This is a genomic window from Gimesia sp., assembly GCF_048260065.1.
Lineage (GTDB): Bacteria > Planctomycetota > Planctomycetia > Planctomycetales > Planctomycetaceae > Gimesia.
In genome coordinates this window covers 22,205-39,740 of the sequence record NZ_JBLXHC010000020.1, presented here as the reverse complement: position 1 = coordinate 39,740, position 17,536 = coordinate 22,205, and the positions used below count along the sequence as shown (strand labels likewise).

Annotated in this window: 13 protein-coding genes; 2 read left to right on the top strand and 11 right to left on the bottom strand. The window is 49.8% G+C overall.

What is annotated here, in order from left to right; all coding sequences use genetic code 11:
• Window positions 1-112: 112 nt before the first annotated feature.
• Window positions 113-1,198, bottom strand: coding sequence for a hypothetical protein (locus ACN0YN_RS26935; protein ID WP_417388066.1), 1,086 nt, complete (start codon window positions 1,196-1,198; stop codon window positions 113-115).
• Window positions 1,199-1,541: 343 nt separating this feature from the next.
• On the opposite strand from ACN0YN_RS26935, the gene ACN0YN_RS26930 reads away from it, so the two are divergent.
• A complete protein-coding gene (locus ACN0YN_RS26930) occupies window positions 1,542-2,237 on the top strand; it encodes a metallophosphoesterase family protein (RefSeq protein ID WP_417388065.1) in 696 nt (231 codons plus the stop codon).
• A gap of 16 nt (window positions 2,238-2,253) precedes the next feature.
• On the opposite strand, the gene ACN0YN_RS26925 is transcribed toward ACN0YN_RS26930, so the two are convergent.
• Together ACN0YN_RS26925 and ACN0YN_RS26920 are read right to left on the bottom strand one after the other, a co-directional pair.
• Window positions 2,254-3,678 (bottom strand): class II fumarate hydratase, encoded by a 1,425-nt coding sequence (locus ACN0YN_RS26925; RefSeq protein WP_417388064.1) that lies wholly within the window; start codon window positions 3,676-3,678, stop codon window positions 2,254-2,256.
• A 137-nt stretch (window positions 3,679-3,815) separates the two neighbouring features.
• The gene (locus ACN0YN_RS26920) at window positions 3,816-6,821 is read right to left on the bottom strand and encodes a PVC-type heme-binding CxxCH protein (RefSeq protein ID WP_417388063.1); all 3,006 of its coding nucleotides are present in this window, start codon (window positions 6,819-6,821) and stop codon (window positions 3,816-3,818) included.
• 338 nt (window positions 6,822-7,159) lie between these two features.
• Between ACN0YN_RS26920 and ACN0YN_RS26915 the strand changes: the two genes are divergently transcribed.
• Window positions 7,160-8,089, top strand: coding sequence for an SMP-30/gluconolactonase/LRE family protein (locus ACN0YN_RS26915; protein ID WP_417388062.1), 930 nt, complete (start codon window positions 7,160-7,162; stop codon window positions 8,087-8,089).
• Window positions 8,090-8,176: 87 nt separating this feature from the next.
• On the opposite strand, the gene ACN0YN_RS26910 is transcribed toward ACN0YN_RS26915, so the two are convergent.
• The 8 genes from ACN0YN_RS26910 to ACN0YN_RS26875 all read right to left on the bottom strand — a co-directional run.
• A complete protein-coding gene (locus ACN0YN_RS26910; RefSeq protein WP_417388061.1) occupies window positions 8,177-9,331 on the bottom strand; it encodes a type IV pilus twitching motility protein PilT in 1,155 nt (384 codons plus the stop codon).
• A gap of 236 nt (window positions 9,332-9,567) precedes the next feature.
• On the bottom strand, window positions 9,568-10,362 hold the full coding sequence (gene hisF / locus ACN0YN_RS26905; protein ID WP_417388060.1) for an imidazole glycerol phosphate synthase subunit HisF: 795 nt from the start codon (window positions 10,360-10,362) through the stop codon (window positions 9,568-9,570).
• A gap of 812 nt (window positions 10,363-11,174) precedes the next feature.
• The gene (locus tag ACN0YN_RS26900) at window positions 11,175-12,218 is read right to left on the bottom strand and encodes a DUF1559 domain-containing protein (protein ID WP_417388059.1); all 1,044 of its coding nucleotides are present in this window, start codon (window positions 12,216-12,218) and stop codon (window positions 11,175-11,177) included.
• A gap of 195 nt (window positions 12,219-12,413) precedes the next feature.
• Window positions 12,414-12,896, bottom strand: a complete 483-nt coding sequence (locus ACN0YN_RS26895; RefSeq protein WP_417388058.1) for a carboxypeptidase-like regulatory domain-containing protein — start codon at window positions 12,894-12,896, stop codon at window positions 12,414-12,416.
• Window positions 12,897-13,011: 115 nt separating this feature from the next.
• Window positions 13,012-13,962: a DUF1559 domain-containing protein gene (locus ACN0YN_RS26890; protein WP_417388057.1), complete on the bottom strand. Its 951-nt coding sequence runs from the start codon at window positions 13,960-13,962 to the stop codon at window positions 13,012-13,014.
• A 1,088-nt stretch (window positions 13,963-15,050) separates the two neighbouring features.
• Entirely contained in the window at window positions 15,051-16,103 is a 1,053-nt protein-coding gene (locus tag ACN0YN_RS26885; protein WP_417388056.1) for a DUF1559 domain-containing protein, read from the bottom strand.
• 167 nt (window positions 16,104-16,270) lie between these two features.
• Window positions 16,271-16,771: a carboxypeptidase-like regulatory domain-containing protein gene (locus tag ACN0YN_RS26880; RefSeq protein WP_417388055.1), complete on the bottom strand. Its 501-nt coding sequence runs from the start codon at window positions 16,769-16,771 to the stop codon at window positions 16,271-16,273.
• A gap of 117 nt (window positions 16,772-16,888) precedes the next feature.
• The coding region (locus ACN0YN_RS26875) for a DUF1559 domain-containing protein (RefSeq protein WP_417388054.1) at window positions 16,889-17,536 on the bottom strand (648 nt) is incomplete at its 5' end.

Below are 17,536 nucleotides of genomic sequence, written 5' to 3'. Positions count from 1 at the left end.
AACACGGGAAGGCACGGCGCAAAAAAGAAGCCTTCCCGAATTCTGGCACTTTATCAGGCCTGTTGAACGGAGGGAAGGCTATCGCGATGATTGATCGAGTTGATCCGGATGCTTATCTGGCTTTGGGAACCTGCATCAGTACCGGTTTGGGATCGAAGACCCAGGACCGTAAAGGCGGTGCACTCGGTGAATTTCCGGGAATGATGAAGTACTCGGAGGTCATGGATTCGATACCGGTTTTCGGGTGTGGTCTCATTTTCGCACCAAACAGTTTGGCGTACGGTTCGATGCGGGGGTCGTCGGGACTTTTGAAAGAACCCACAGTGACAATGGAACGATATTTTTCATGCAGTACGTAAGCATCAATGTCTGTCGCATTGCCAGCAGGGAAGCCATACTTTTTCGCTTCGCGTAAGGACTTTGCTAAAAGCCATGCATTTCGTGCGGCTTTGTCGAGACTGCTTTCTTCGTCATCAGATGAGTTGGCTGCTGCTTCAGTAGCATTAGCAAATCGTGAAGTGGCAGTTTCTGTGACTGAATTTCCATAGAAGGAAGCAATGACCAGGGTGTAGTTGCCTTTGTTCGTCAGCAGAGAGTTTTCAATGCCGGAGTTGAGCTTGGCGATCAGTGGATCCTGTTTTTGCTGGGCGACTTCCTGCGGCGAGAGCAGTGGATTGATCGTGAGGAATGCACCGCTCAGAGGTCCGGGCTGTCCGGGAGTTTTTTTGTAGACACCATTTTCGGTAAGCACTTCCGGCTGGAAGTGTTTGATATATTTGAGAGTCTTCTGTGCGACTTCATCTTCACTGTCAGAATAATTGCCGGCGATCACCGAAATCATGGCGCGCTGGGCGGCATAGCTGCGACGTTCTTCGCGTCCCAGGCGGTCGAGTGTATTAAACCGCTGAATCACGGATTCCTGACTGAAGGTGTAAGCAGGGATGCCTCGTTTACGAAGTTCGAAGACCAGTTCATCAGCTGCTTCCTGGGCGCTCAAGCCTTTGGAACGCCTGCTTTCCGGGATATCACGCAGACTGGCGACCATGATCATCCATGGTCCATGCCTTTTGGTCAACTTGTATTTCTTACCTTTGACGGCTTCGATGCGCGCCTCTGCAACAGGCAGAAAACTGGTCGCGCAGACCGTCACGGCGATGGTAAAAATCAAACAATGTTTCAAGAGATGCATGGTCCGCATATCAGTTTCCCTTCTGAACAGCGTCCGAACCGGATGGATTTAAGTTTGAATGATTGAGGCTTCGTTTCCGACTTCATCCTGAAGGGAAACTATCGTCTCAAGGAGAGACGGTGATCGTAATAATGTTGAGCAGCCTCAGACATGCGCCGGGAGTCTAGCAGTTCTGCAAAAATGAGTCCAGAGCTGATTTTTCCTGCTGATTTTACAAGATGAGACGTGGGAAAAAGTCACAGGAGCGGAGTTGGCAAAGAGAAATGGTTTCCCCTGTCCGGGCGGCTAGTCTATAATCTAAGTGATTGTGAAATAATAAGATATCGAATTCGTTGATTCCGGAAGATGATGTATGCGTGTGCTTGTCGTTTCAGATATCCATTCCAACTGGGTGGCTCTTTCTTCGATTCAGGAAGAGTTCGACTACTGTCTGTGTGTCGGAGATCTGGTCGACTACGGGACCGATCCGCTGCCTTGTATTGAATGGGTCAGAGAGCATACGACCGCCTGTGTGCGCGGCAATCACGATCATGCCGTCGCACAGCGAGTGGAAGCAAAAGGCTCTACCGGCTTCCGCAGACTGGCATGTGCCACGCGACCGTTACACTGGGAGCTGCTGGATCGTGTCCGAATGAAATACCTGGCCCGATTGCCGATCTCACAACAGATTACGATTGAAGGGGTCACCTTCTACCTGGTACATGGCACGCCCCGCGATCCCCTGGATGAGTATCTGGGGGATAACGAAGCAGCATGGACAGCCCGTCTGCAGGGCATTAACGCGGACTTTATCTGCGTGGGGCATACTCATATTCCGTTTCACCTGGATCTGGGTGACAAGCAGGTGATCAATCCGGGCAGTGTCGGACAGCCCCGGGACGGAGATCCGCGCGCGTCGTATGCCATCATTGAAGATGGCAAGGTTACACTGAAACGTCAGGAGTACGATATTCAGGCAGCCATTCGCCAGATCGAAGCAGCAGGCCTGTCAGGAGAAGCACTGGAGATGGCTTCCAGCGTTCTCCTTAACGGGCGAATGACTTCATAGCGATCCGCGTCTGCAATTAAGCATGCGGTTCGGTCATGCTCATCGGGTCTAAAGCTTCCTTGAGTGTTTCAGCCGGCAGGATTTCCTGTTCGGTGCAGAGTTCTCGAATCGTCTTACCTGACTTGAACGCTTCTTTCGCTAATGCGGACGCTTTTTCATAGCCGATGTGCGGGTTGAGGCTGGTTACCATGGAGAGACTGTTTTCGACGGCTGCGTTACAGGCTTCTTCGTTGGCTTCCATGTTCTCCAGGCAGAGCTTCTCGAATTCGTTACAGGAATTCGCCAGCAGATGCACGCTTTCCAAAGCGGTGAAGCCCATCACGGGCATCATGATATTCAGCTGGAACTGACCACCTGCTGCTCCCGACATGGTAATAGTCTGGTCGTTGCCGATGACGCGGGTGGTCGCCTGCATCATACTTTCGCACATGACCGGATTCACTTTGCCGGGCATAATGGAACTGCCGGGCTGCAGGTCGGGGATTTTGACTTCATAGAATCCACAACGGGGACCTGAACCGAGCCAGCGGATGTTGTTCGATACATTGAACAGCGTAGTGGCGATGGTTTTCAGGATGGCGTGGCATTCTACCAGACCGTCGCGCTGGGCGTTGGCTTCGAAATGATCGGCGGCTTCGACGAATGAAATGCCGGTCAGCTTAGCGAGTTCAGCACTCACGCGACTACCGAACTCGGGATGGGTATTGATACCGGAACCGACGGCAGTACCTCCCACGGGGAGTTCATAAACGGCAGCCGCTGCATGATGAGCGCGTTCTATACTGAGTTCAATCTGCCGGGCGAACCCGCCAAATTCCTGACCCAGTCGGAGAGGTGTGGCGTCGGCAAGGTGGGTGCGACCGATCTTGATGATCTGATCCCAGTCTTTGGCTTTTTGTGCCAGGCTGGCAGACAGTTTTTCCAGCCCCGGGATCAGATGATTGTGAATACTGGAGGCGACCGCGACATGAATGGCAGTGGGGAAGGTGTCGTTGGTGCTCTGTCCCATATTCACATGATCGTTGGGATGGACGGACTTCTCAGGGGCAAAGCGGTCCTCTCCCAGAATTTCGATCGCGCGATTGCTGATGACTTCATTCACGTTCATGTTACTCGACGTTCCAGAGCCGGTCTGGTAGACATCAATCGGGAACTGATCGTCAAATTTGCCGTCAGCGACTTCGGTGGCAGCGTCGATCAGAGCTTTGATCTGCTCATCATTCAGCGGATTTTTCCCCGTGCCGGAAAGCTTTCCGATGTCGCGGTTCGCATGGGCGGCGGCCAGCTTGACCTGCCCCATAGCATGAATCAGACTCGGGGGGAGCGTATTGCCGGAGATCTGAAAATTCTCAACGGCCCGCTGCGTCTGTGCACCGTAATAAGCTTCTGCTGGAACCTGTACTTCACCCATCGAATCACGTTCGGTTCGAAACCCCGACATGGTCTGTTTCCTGTCTCGTTTAAAGTTATCAATTGTGTAGGTAAAAAGAGCCGGCTTTCAATCAATGGGAAAGCCGGCTTCAATTCTAGCAAGTTGTCCTGTTTTCTCAATCGCCGCCCGGTTCGGACAGCAAATTGTTAAGGCAGAGGCTGGGAGCTGCGGAGATAGCTGAACAGATCCCGGACTTCTTTCTCGGAAAGCCTGTCGAGTAGACCTTCGGGCATCAGCGATTTCTTCTGTGGCAGCATTTCATCAATATTTTCGCGTTCCACGGTGATGCTCTGACCGTCGGCACTGCGGATGACGATCACATTATTGTCCTGGTCAGCGAGGAACCCGTTCACGGTTCGGCCATCTTCGGTGACAATCAGATAAGTTTCAAAGCCTTCGCGGATTTCGTTGGAAGGATTGATGATATTCACCAGCATGCGACCGACGTCATCGCGTTTAAACGAAGTCAGATCAGGACCGATTTCTCCTCCCTCGCCAAACAGCTTGTGACATTTGCCACAGTTCTTCTGGAACAGTTTCTCGCCGGCATAGCGATCAGGTTCTTCCGTGGCTGCAGCGAGCATTTTCTGTTGTGCGGCGATCTGCTGCTGCATCTGTTCGGTTGTGGCACCGGCGATGGAACCGAAGTGCTTCGCGATGAGAGCCGTAATGCCTTCATCACCGTAGACGGTCATTTTACGGGCCGTTTCAACAGGCACGGTGGCTTTGTCGATTTTGCCAGAATCGATGGCACGAAGAAATTCATAGGCCCAGGGTTTGCGGATGGAAACCAGGGTCTGGGCGGCACTGCGGAGATCGTCAGACATGTTCGGGTACTGTGCGGCGACCACTTTGCCGATCGATTCATCCGGGTATTGCTGCAGGGCGCTGATGGCGGCAATCTGCAGTTGCAGATCACTGGAATTCTGAATGATCTTCAACAGCAGGGGGACCGACTGTGGAACTTTGACTTCACCGAGGATCTGAATCAGGTCGAGACGCTTCTGGTTGTCGGCTTTGGGATCGGCGACGATCTTCAATGCTTTTTCAACGGCTGCCTGATCACCCTGGCGCAGACCCAGCGACAGAGACTGTCCGCCGTACTTGGACATGGCTGTAATCAGCTCTTTGGGGAAGCTGGTTTGTGAACGACCCTTCATTGCCGTTTCAAATCCCGACATCAGGATCTCTGCATGCGATTTGTCCGGGGCGAGTTCCAGCAGGCGGGCGCAGACCAGGAGGTCATTCCGCGAACCGGTTGAAGCAAACCGCCGCATCATCCGCTCGAGAATATATTTCTCCACCAGCGGATACTGCCAGACTTCCGGTTTTTCAAAATACGCGAGCAGCTCATTCCGGTTCTCAGCAACCCGTTTTTCCAGCGACCACCAGAGGATCAGTGGTACATGCACGTCATCCAGATCTTCGGAGTGACTTAGTAAATTAAAGGCGATCGGCAGACCCGGTTCAGCCGGCAGGCGTCTGGATGAACTGGCGAGCTGGCTGCGGACCTGCACGTGCGGTTCGGTTAATGCCAGCGCAATCAGCTGCTGACCGATTTCAGGGGAGACCTGATGGTCGTCACAGAGCAGTCGAATGGTCCAGGCTCTGACATAGGGATCGGAATGCTGCAGTGATTTCTGTGCGACGCTTTCATCAAAACCGCCGCTCAGATTCAATGCCCAGAGTGCTTCTAATGCAGACTGGCCGTCTGAAGAGAACAGTTTCTGTTTGAGAGCAGGGATCACACTGGCATCTTTCCGGTCTCCCAACAGGCGGAGCGCCTGCTGGCGAAACCATTTGTTGGGATGATCCAGTACGGCGATCAATTCCTGCGAAGATTTCTTGCCGAGATCGAAGGGAGCCAGCGGCTGGGCATCTTTGGCGGTGAGTCGATAGATGCGGCCATCATCTTTTTCGACCTGGCCGGAATAATGCTGGCCGTGGGCGATCTGATGTTCGTACATGTCGCAGAAATAAATTGCACCGTCGGGGCCGAGCTTAATATCGACGGGACGGAAGCGTTTGTCTGTCGTGGCGACGGGGCGTTGCAGGTCTTCGGTCTGATAGGACGATCCGTCGGCGGTGACTTTACTTTCGACGACGCGCCCCTGCAGCGGTTCGATTCCAAACAGGTGTCCCCAGTATTTTTTAGGAAGCGTCTCTGCTTCGTAGATAATGAAGTTGTGAGTGAAACGGGGGACGTTGGCATGCTTCATCGCCTGAAAGTATCCGAAGGCGTATGGATTAGAAAGTGGGCCGTGTTTGCCGAAGCCTTTCTGGTAGTAGCTGCCCTGGGTGTAGTGGAAGCCGCGCGTGTTTCCGCCGTTGTGGCCGGAATAGAGTCGGCCTTTATCATCGAATTCGACGCCGAACGCGTTTCCACCCCCCTCGGCAAAAATTTCGTAGACCTGCTTTTCGGGGTGATAACGCCAGATCAGCTGTCCGAGTGATTGCACGGCTTCGCTGTCTTTCTGGCCGGGCTTTTTCACTTTTCCGGAAACGGTACTTCCCTGTGAAGAGTAGAGCCAGCCATCCGGTCCCCAGCGAAGGCTGTTGACGACCGAATGTGTGTCTTCCAGTCCGAAGCCTTCGAGGTGCACTACGGGATCGCCGTCGGGAACATCGTCGTTATCTTTGTCGGGATAAAATAACAGATAGGGCGGATTCAATACCCAGACACCGCCACGCCCTTTGACAAACGAAGAAGCAATATTCAAACCGTCTACAAACGTTTTGTGTTTGTCGTATTTTCCATCGCCGTTGGTATCTTCGTGGATGGTGATTTTGTCAGCCCCCTTTTCATGGTGTGGTGGAGGCAGAGGGATTTTATCGTAGACAGCGCGATGGTGCTTGTCTTTACTGAGAATCTTCAATCCTTCGGGGTAGGGATACTGCAGGTAATTGATGACCCACATGCGTCCGCGTTCATCGAAGTTCAGAAAGATGGGCTGCCTGACCTGAGGCTCGGCGAGCACCTGATCGATCCGGAGGTCATCGGGAACGGTGAACTGTTTGAGCGAGTCCGCCGGGCTGAAGAATTCACCGCCGGTATTATTGGGTGGAGGAACGGGAGGGGCTGCTTTCCCTGTCGAACTTTCGGAACACAGGGCAGAGATGACAGCCAGCAGAATGAACGTGCGATGGTTCATTATTGGGAATCCTTCTTTTGGGATAATGCAGTCGGTCTAAATCAGATCAGGGTGGGATGGAAGTACGGTCCCGCAGGAATGCTCTTCCGGGGATTAATAAATATCATTCAGAATCTGTTATCCAGTCTGAAGGGACCGCATGCCAAAATCAAGTAACCAGTAGAGAATGCAATCCGGTTTCTCTATCGGACTCATTTAATTTCTTGTCCGTTCTGGTAGTTTTCGAGCCATCTGTAGTGGAAATGAGTCGCTTTGTTTTCTTACGATAAATGATTGCTGATTCCTTAAAGGCAATCTGTGGTTTTCGTTAAATCGTTTCCATTCAGGACCAGACACTTATGTTCAAACGAAGCATGCTGACCGCGATCGTGTTGTGTTTATCTCTTTCTGTCTCCTCGTTATGGGCACAAACGAAGCAGACGGAAACGCATCCCCTGCCTGAAACGGTGGCTGAAAACGCAAAATTGCAGGAAGAGTATGCAGCGAAAGCATTTTTCGAAGGACCGATCTGGGATCCGGCAGGCAAGCGATTGTACTTCACATCTTTTGTGGATAAAGACACCAAAATTTTGAAGCTGGAAGAAACCAGGAAAGCGAGTGTCTGGCTGGACAATACCAAAGGGATTAACGGAACATACCTTTCTCTGGATGGTCGCATGCTGGGTGCACAGGCCTACGGGCAGCATGTAATGAGCTACGCGTTCGGCGAATCGGGGCCTGCGGATACAATGGTGATCGCCGCAAATCCGAAATGGAACCAGCCCAACGATGTCTGTCAGACACCGAATGGCGATATCTATTTCACGGACCCGGATTTCAAGAATCGTAAAACCAGTGCCGTGTATGTGAGGACAACTGACGGCAAAGTGAAGAAAATCATTAGCAGTATGCCGGTCCCCAATGGTGTGATTGCCTCAAATGACGGGAAGACCCTGTATGTGGGTGACAGTCATGAAAAACTGTGGCGGAGTTTTCCAATCCTGGAAGATGGAACTGTGGGAGAAGGACGAGTGTTTTTTGATCCCGCGACATCACGCAAAGATTCTCCCGATGGGATGAGCATTGATGCGGACGGGAACCTGTATCTTTCCGGTCGAGGCGGTGTCTGGGTGGCGAGTCCTGAGGGAAAGTCATTGGGATTGATTCTCGTCCCCGAGTTCTGCTCGAACGTAACCTTTGGAGGCGTGGATGGAAAAACGCTGTATTTCACCTGTTCCAATAAAGTCTACAGTCTGAAAATGAAGGTGAAAGGCGGACAGTTCCACTAAGATCTCTGCCAGATACGACAACAAAAAAACAGGCGCTGTCCGGATGAAACAGCGCCTGTTTTTGTATTTGAGACGGAGTAAGCGAGCTTACAGAATCGCGGCTCCTTTGACGTCGATCCCTTTGAGGGCCATCTTGAGTTCTTCGACGTTCGGAGAAATTTCGAACGCATCTGCGCGGCTGATAAATTCACGATCGATGAAACCTTTCAGACTGTCGTTAAACTGCTGCATTCCTTCATCTTTACCGATACGAATGGCAGCGGACAGTTTTTCATCCTGTTCTTCCAGCACCAGCTTGCGAACGGTCGGATTGAATGTCATGATTTCGACGATGGGCACACGACCCGGTTTGTCGACGATGGTTTTGAGCAGTTTCTGCGCGACGATGGCACGCATGTTAAACGCGAGACTGCCCCGCAGCGCTTTATGCATATCCTGTGGGAACAAGTCGAGAATACGGCCGATACAACTGGGGGCATTGGAAGCGTGAATTGTTCCGAACACAAGGTGCCCGGTTTCCGCAGCGTGGATCGCTGTGGAGAAGGTTTCCATGTCACGCATTTCGCCCACCAGCATGATGTCAGGGTCCTGACGCACGGCATGTTTCATTGCGATTTCGAAGTCTTTCACATCGATGCCGACCTCGCGCTGATTGATCAGACACTTATTCTGCGTGTACACGAATTCGATCGGGTCTTCAATCGTCAGAATGTGTTTGCGGTAATGGTCGTTTACCCAGTTCAACATGGACGCGATCGTGGTTGATTTACCACTACCCGTCACACCAGCCAGCAGAACCATACCCTGGTCAAACTTACAAAGCGACTCCATGACGGGAGGGAGATACAGACCATCGAAGTTGGGAATCGAGCGTTCAATTTTACGGGAGACCATGCCGGGAAAACCGAGCTGCACGAACAGGTTCACACGGAAACGCCAGGGCTCGCCTTCATGCTCGACGACATACGAAAAGTCGGCTCCCCCTTCATCATAGAAAATCTTCTGGTTGCGTTCATCCATCATCGGCAGGAAGAGTGCCATCATCTGATCGCGGTCGATGGGATCCATCTGCAGTTCCCGCAGGCTCCCTTTGACGCGGAGGATCGGTGCTTTACCGACCTGCATATGTAAGTCGGAACCGCCATGCTTGATCAACTGGCGAAAGACTTTATCGATTTCGTTTTCAGGACGACCCGTGATGGGATTGACGTCTTTGGGGGTTGCAGGAACTGTTGTCGCCATTAACAAACTCCACTTATGTATTACACTGAGTTCTGCTGCCAGAGCGTGCAGCTGACCAGACAGGAAATGTTGAATTGCAGCGAGGTCAGTCGACGATCTTCACCTCACGACGGACCACACTGGGGCCGCTATTACTATTTTGAGGACTCGGCTGGAACATGCAAGCTTCAATTCCTGCGATACCGGTAAATTTGTTACTCTCTCGCAGAAACGGGTAGACCTGTTCCGATTACCGGTTACACCCGATTCAGAGCAACTTCACTTTTGAAACGAATCGGAATTCCCCGCTCCGCCAGATAGTGTTTCGTTTCATCTACAGGATGTGTTCCATAGTGAAAGATGCTGGCAGCCAGCGCGGCGCTGGCTTTGCCTTCGGTCAGGATCTGATATAAGTGTTCAGGACAGCCGGCTCCCCCGCTGGCGACGACCGGGATTGTGACGGCTTCTGCGACTGCGCGTGTCATTGGCAGATCGTAGCCATCTTTCGTGCCGTCCGCATCCATTGAGGTCAGCACGATTTCTCCGGCTCCCAGGTCTTCGACCTTTTGCGCCCATTCGATGGCTTCCAGGCCTGTGGGCACACGACCGCCGTTTACATGCACTTCCCAGAACTCTTTACCGTCTTTCTGTACCCGTTTGGGATCGATATTCACCACAATACACTGGCTGCCAAATCGCAGGGCGGCTTCGCGGATCAAATCCGGATCTTTGACTGCGGAAGAGTTGATGGAGACTTTATCACAGCCGGCATTTAGCAGGGCGCGAATGTCCTCGAGTGTGCGAATTCCGCCACCTACAGTCAGGGGCATGAAGATGACTTCCGAAGTGCGACGGACAATATCGAGAATAATCTCGCGTTCTTCATGGCTGGCAGTGATATCGAGAAAGACGAGCTCATCGGCCCCCTGTTCTTCGTAACGAGCGGCAACCTCAACAGGATCTCCTGCGTCCTGAAGATTGACAAAGTTGACCCCTTTGACAACACGCCCTGCATGCACATCCAGACAAGGGATGATTCTTTTTGCCAGCATTGAACAAAAGCCTCGGTATTTTTGATGAAAAGTGATTGAATCTATCTTACTTGCCGGATAGCACTGTCTAGAGCGCATCACATTTAACCATAGCGTCTGTCAATCTAAGATACTCGGTCCAAAAGGACCTGGAGACGCTACAGTAAAACTGGACACAGTCTAGATTATACGACAGGGAAAGATTTCGGTAGTGTCCGGGCCTGCTCTCACCTGAATTGAACCCCAAAATTGCGAATCGGAAAGACTTTATTTCCTGCAGCATCTCTGTGTCGACTGGATTGGATCAAATAGATTGAGAGACGCGATGGTTCAAGGCAACCTGTTCTGGAATACGATGTGAAAAACAGTGAGAAAATCAAAAACCGGTTGACCCTTAATACATGACAACCGGTTTGATGAAGAATTTGAAATGAGGTTGTGTCCAGTTTACTGTCACGCGTTTGATAGCATTTGGATTGGGGGGGCATTGCACGATAGTCGCGATGCGACCCCGTAGCGTGCCAATGATCAAGTTTTTAATAACAAGCGAATGTTATTTATTTGACTTTACCGGGCTCTGTGCCCACGGGAGGAGTCACGGATGGATCGTCTTCTATCGGAGTGGTAGCCGCATCAGGATCGGTAGCGCCACCAGAACAGCCTGACATAGGCAGCAACAGAGACAGACATAAAAGACATGGAAATACCTTACGAAAATAATCGAAAAACACTTTCTTCTCCTTTAATTGTTTATCAAAAAAGGAACTCTCAAGGAGAGAACTGAGAACTCAGTCAGGACTCCCATCTGCGGGAGCCCTGACTGAAAAAGCAACTTAGTATTCGCCTATGGGCTGACCATCATGAATGCGTGTGAGCAGGGCATACTGAGTGTTATCCATATTTTCGCTCAGGAAACGAACTGCCCCATCTCCCATCAGCACGTGGCAGCCTCCTTCATGGACGCTGGATGCCACTGCGACATAGATGCGAGGGTCATCACTTGCACCGGCGCCGGTCGCACCCAGGGCATCGTAAGGACCATTGATATGATAACGTTTGTTGTTGATGTGGCTGGGATCGCTATTGGGGTGGTTCATGGCAAACGTTCCATAGACTCGATGTTGAGCCCATAAGGGAGAGTAGGCATCATCACGACGTCCATAAATGCAGCCTTCCGTCATGGCAATGGAGTTACTGAGCCCATCTGTCACTGCTTTGAATTTCGCAGCTCCGTTGAAACCAAACATGCCTTGAGACTGGGTTGATTTTCCGTTAGCCATAGCATTGGAACTCTCGCGGTAGGCAGAGTACAAGCCATTTCCAGGCCAGCCACAGTAATGCGAACCACCACAGAAGAGATAATTTGATCGGGCGGCAGCTGTCGCCAGATAGCTGGCATCCGTCCGGTCTTCAGGAGTCTGACCTTCATCGGAAGGGCATAAGAGTGCAGGCAGAATCACCTGTCCTAATGGAGTGTTCGTATTAGGCCACCCGCCTGCGACAGCAGTAAAGTAGCCGTTCGTTGCTCCACTGCTGGCAATGTTAAAATTCCATTTGTTATAGAGTGGTGCCTGGTCAATGTATGGCAGCAGTAATATGAAACCGGAATGGTTTAAGCCATTCGTTGCCGGTTGCCCTGCTATCGTTCCAGAGCCAGCCCCATTGATCACTCCGGGAGGCAGGATACCATGAGTTTCATTATAATTGTGCAGAGCCAGGCCTAGCTGCTTCATGTTATTAACACAGGCAGACCTTCTTGCTGCTTCGCGCGCCTGCTGCACTGCAGGCAGTAGCAGCGCGATCAGAATGGCAATGATGGCGATCACCACCAGTAGTTCGATCAGTGTAAAACCCCGTTTAGTTGTGAGTCGCTTCATGTTCATCTCCAGATGGATAAAGAAATAAGAGATAAGAATAATCACATTTTCGAACTTCAATAATGTGTTTCAGCTGGTTTGATAAAGCTCCTCTGAATGGGGCAAAACGTTTTGTTTGCCACAGGAATTCTATGAAAACTGGCAGATCAACTGTTGAATATTTAAGTTTTCAACAGTTGATCGCTGGTTAACGGGTTATTTTGAATCCAGTTTGAAATCAATGGTATTTTCACCCTGTTTCACATCTGCGGTCAGGGTGGTGTTTGTATTGTATTTTGCCGGGATGGGATCTTTTGTTTTCTTTTTCGGTGATTCCATCTCTTCGAAACCAATACCTGTTGCTGCTTCTGACTGGGACATATCGGCATCCGGATCGTTCTCGGGAGCCGGGGGTTGTCCAGTCGTAATGCGCACTTTATGTTTTCCAGGGACAGCTCCCATCGCATTACCACGATGGGCGAGTTCATACTTTCCGGTTGCATCTGTTTGTGCGGTGGAAGGATTTCCTTCATCGGGTATGAAGACAACAACCGCATTGGCCAGCGGTTGACCATCCATCGTGACTACGCCGGTCACTTTTTCGAGTTCGACTTCCGTTCCACCTCCTGAGCATCCAAAGCAACAAACAGTTAAAAATATCAAAGAAAAAATCAGCGATACCTGGTCTTTACAGCGCATTCAATAACTCCAGTATTTTGCATGAGAGACTATCTTAGAAGCTTTAGTAAGCAAGAAAACTCGGTTCCACCAGATTGGTGAAACCGAGTAAAAAGCACTAGCATTTGTGTGTGAATTAGAATTCACCGACAACGTTTTTATCATCGATACCACACAGGAAGATCAGGGTATCGCCGTTGACATTTTCGCTGATAAAGCGAACGGCACCATCACCTAAGAGGAAATGGCAGCCGCCTTCATGTGAGCTGCTGAGTCCCCAGCCATTTGTAGATCCGGTGTTGCTGATACCATTGATCATATAATAGGAGGACAGAGCCTGGTCTGAGTTTGTGGACCAACCCTGGAAGGTTCGCACCACTGCGGTGTGATAAGGCCACTCGGCATAAACACCTGCGGTAGCATTGGTTGTGACACCGTAAGGGCCAATCCAAATCGCACCATTATACCCACCTTCTGTGGTTCTTTCTCCAAGCATAACGATATTACTCATTCCATCTCGGAATGATTTAATGCTTCTGGCATTGTGATTATTCCAGGCAGAGTTGACACTCGAAATCGTAGTGGTACCAGGCAGCAGGCGAGCACATGAGTAAAGACCAACATAGTTGGACTTACCATAGTTACTAATGTTTGGATTCACACCATCTGCAGGATCTGAAGGGCAGGCGAGTGAAGGAATTGGAGTCTGAACGAGACTCAACTGCACGGCAGCCCCGGTGTGATTGAGTCGCCAGGGATGGTTCATGTCAATCTGGTTATAAATGTTTGCCTGATCCATAAAGGGTAGCAACATTACATTCCAGCCAAGATGACTTTCATTGGGATCATCGTCAGCCACTACACGTCTAGACTCAATGTGCATGGGGGGGAAAATACGATGTGTTTCGTGGTAGTTGTGCAAAGCAATCCCCAATTGCTTCATGTTATTTTTGCACGTTGATCTGCGTGCTGCTTCTCGTGCCTGCTGCACTGCCGGCAAAAGCAGGGCAATCAGAATGGCGATGATGGCAATAACCACCAGAAGTTCGATCAGGGTAAAACCCCGTTTTGCAGAAAGCCGTTTCATCTAGGTCTCCGGTTATACAAAGAGAAATAAAAGAAATGAAAAGCATTTCTTACTCTCATCCGGCCTTTGTAAGCGATATGAAAACGGCGATGCAGATAAAAAGTGATATGTATCAGTACAAGAGTTTATTTGCGCACAAAATACGCAGTACAACGATACATAAAATATCTGAGCACAGTCAAATTTCCGTTAGCTGTCAAAGAGCGACTTTTTTTAATAACAGATAAGAAATAAGAAACTTGCATCTATCAACAAAGAACTGTCCGAAAAGACAGAGATCTCTTTTTTAAATTGTAAAGTCGCACATCTAGAAATGTGCAAAGAGACTGAACGTTTTTATTTAAAGAATTAGTTTTTGATTTGTCAATAAAAAAATCCATGCCGGGCATTAAATATTTTCCGAAAATAGCCTTAACTGGCAATATTTATTGACTTTAAGTAGGACTGCTTTTCTTTGAAATATTATATTTGGTGAAAAATTTGTGGAATTTCAGGGTTTGCACTCAATCTGACCCCCGGGAAGGTGAAGTTTGTCTAAATTTTTTCATGTGTGTGGGAGGTCATCGCCTATTTTTTTATGGAAGCAGGCAGGAGACACAAGTTAAATCAGCGCCTGGATCGGGAGTGTGAAGATCAATTTACAGGAAGTTCCGGTTTGTCTTTTCAGAAAGTGCTGACTGTTGGTGATTTGAAATCAAATTAAAATCAGAAATGCAAAAACCGGTTGCCCCTGAGAGAGGCAACCGGTTTGATGAAGAATTTCAATCCAGTTAAATGCAAATGATCAAGCTTTGAATAACAGGATATGGGTTTTAATTTTTCTTTGGAGCACCTGTATCTACAGGAGGATTGATAGATGGATCATCTTCTATTGGATCTGATGTTCCCCCATCAGTTTGAGCTGCGCCTCCCGAACAACCCATCATTGGTAGCAGCATTGCCAGACACAAAAGACAGGGGCATACCTTACGAAAAACTTTGACAAACACCACTAACTCCTTACTAAAAACGAATCAAAATGAACTTCCCAAGGGTAATCAGGTTGCTCAGTCAGGGCACCCGAAATGGGGCCCCGACTGAAACGCGGTTTAATATTCACCCGTGGGTTGACCATCATGGATGCGTGTGAGCAGGGCGTACTGACTGTGGTCCATATTTTCGCTTAAGAAACGAACAGCACCATCTCCCATCAAAACATGGCATCCCCCTTCGTGAACACTGGATGCCACTTCGATATAAATTCTGGGATCATCTGCTGCACCGGCACCCGTTGCACCAAGCGCATCGTAAGGTCCATTGATATGATACCGTTTGTTGTTGATGTGACTGGCATCAATATTAGGGTGGTTCACTGCGAATGTTCCAGCGTAACGATGCTGAGCCCATAAGGGAGAATAAGCATCATCGCGTTTCCCGTAAATACAACCTTCCGTCATGGCGATGGAGTTGCTGAGCCCGTCAGTCACTGCTTTGAATTTAGCAGCACCGTTGAAACCAAACATACCCTGATATTGAATTCCGGTCTGACCATTCGGCAGATTACTCGACGATTCGCGATATGCAGAGTAGAGATTTCCTCCTGGCCAGCCATTACCATGTCCGCCGGCGCAGAATAAGTAATTTGATCGGGCGGCGTTTGTTGCCATCCAGCTGTTATCGGTTCGTACTTCCAGTGTCTGGCCTTCATCAGAAGGACATAAGAGGGCAGGGAGAATAACCTGTCCCAGTGGAGTGTTTGAATTAGGCCATCCACCTGCGACAGAAGTGAAGAAGCCGTTTATTGCTCCACCGCTGGCAATATTAAAATTCCATTTGTTATAGAGTGGTGCCTGATCAATGAATGGCAGCAGTAATGTAAAACCAGTGTGGTTTAAGCCGTTCGTTGCCGCTTCGTTTCCAAAGCCTGCGGTTCTTGCTCCTGCCGGGTTAATGGCACCGGGAGGCAGTACACCATGGGTTTCGTTGTAGTTATGCAGAGCCAGCCCTAACTGTTTCATGTTATTGATACAGGAAGATCTTCTTGCCGCTTCACGTGCCTGTTGTACTGCTGGCAGCAGCAGCGCAATGAGAATGGCAATGATGGCGATAACCACCAGTAGTTCGATCAGTGTAAAGCCCCGTTTGACTGTGAGTCGCTTCATATTCATCTCCCGGTTGATAAAGAAATAAGGATGATTACTTTTTCGAACTTTTGCCCTGTCTTTCAGCTGGGTTAAAGCTCTTGTCAAATTGCAATAAAGTCAGTTTCCTCCAGTAGTTCTGTCAGAATTGACAGTCAGTTTTTAAAAGAAGTTTGCAGATTAACGGGCTATTTTGACTCCAGTTTGAAATCAATGGTATTTTCACCCTGCTTCACCTCTGCGGTCAGAGTGGTGTCTGAATTGTATTTTGCCGGGATGGGATCTTTTTTTGTTTTCCCTTTCGATGAATCCATCTCTTCAAAACCAACTTCTTCAAAACCAGCTTCTGCTTCTGGATCCAGATCGGACATATCGGCATCCGGGTCAATCTCGGGAGCCGGAGGTTGTCCTGTCGTAATGCGCACTTTGTGCCTGCCAGGAATGGCTCCCATCGCGTTGCCTCGGTGGGCGAGTTCATACTTTCCGGTTTCGTCTGTTTGAGCTGTGGAAGGATTCCCTTCCTCGGGTGTAAAAACCACGATGGCATTCGCTAGTGGTTTTCCATCCATGGTAACTACGCCGGTCACTTTTTCGAGCTCAACTTCCGTTCCACTGCCTGAGCACCCCAGACAGCAAGCGGATAAGAAGCTCAATGAAAGTATCAGCGAAATCTGGTCTTTACAGTACATTCAATAATTCCAGTAACGATTGCGTGAGATTAATATCACAGAAGTTTAGCAAGCAAGAATGCCCGGCTTCACCAGAATGATGAAACCGAGCGAATAGCAATTACAATTTCATGTGGATTAGAATTCACCCACGACGTTTTTGTCATTGATACCACACAGGAAGATCAGGGTATCGCCGTTGACATTTTCGCTGATGAATCGAACGGCACCATCGCCTAACAGGAAATGACAGCCGCCGCCGTGAGAACTGCTCAGTCCCCAGCCATTCACACCAGTGCCGGCATTGTTCTTGCCGTTAATCATGTAGTACGAAGACAAAGCCTGATCGGAGTTGGTTGTCCAGCCCTGAAACGTTCGGACTACCGCAGTGTGATAATACCAGTTCCCGATGTAACCGGCTGTTGAATGCTGGGAGTTATGTGCCCCGGCCCAGATCGCACCATTGTAACCACCTTCGGTGGTTCGTTCGCCAAGCAGAATCACATTACTCATCCCGTCCCGAAACGATTTCATGCTTCTGGCAGTGTGATTTGCCCAGGCTGAGGTGACCCCGGAAAGCGTCGTCGTGCCTGGCAGGAGGCGATAACATGAGTAAGGCCCTACATAGTTCGACTTACCAAAGTTACCGATATTCGGATTCACGCCATCTGCTGGATCGGAAGGGCAGGCGAATGCAGCGAGTGGTGTTTTGACGAGAGTCGGCTGCAGAACCGTATTCGAGTTTGACGAATCACGCCAGGCAGCGTTCATATTGATTTTGTTATA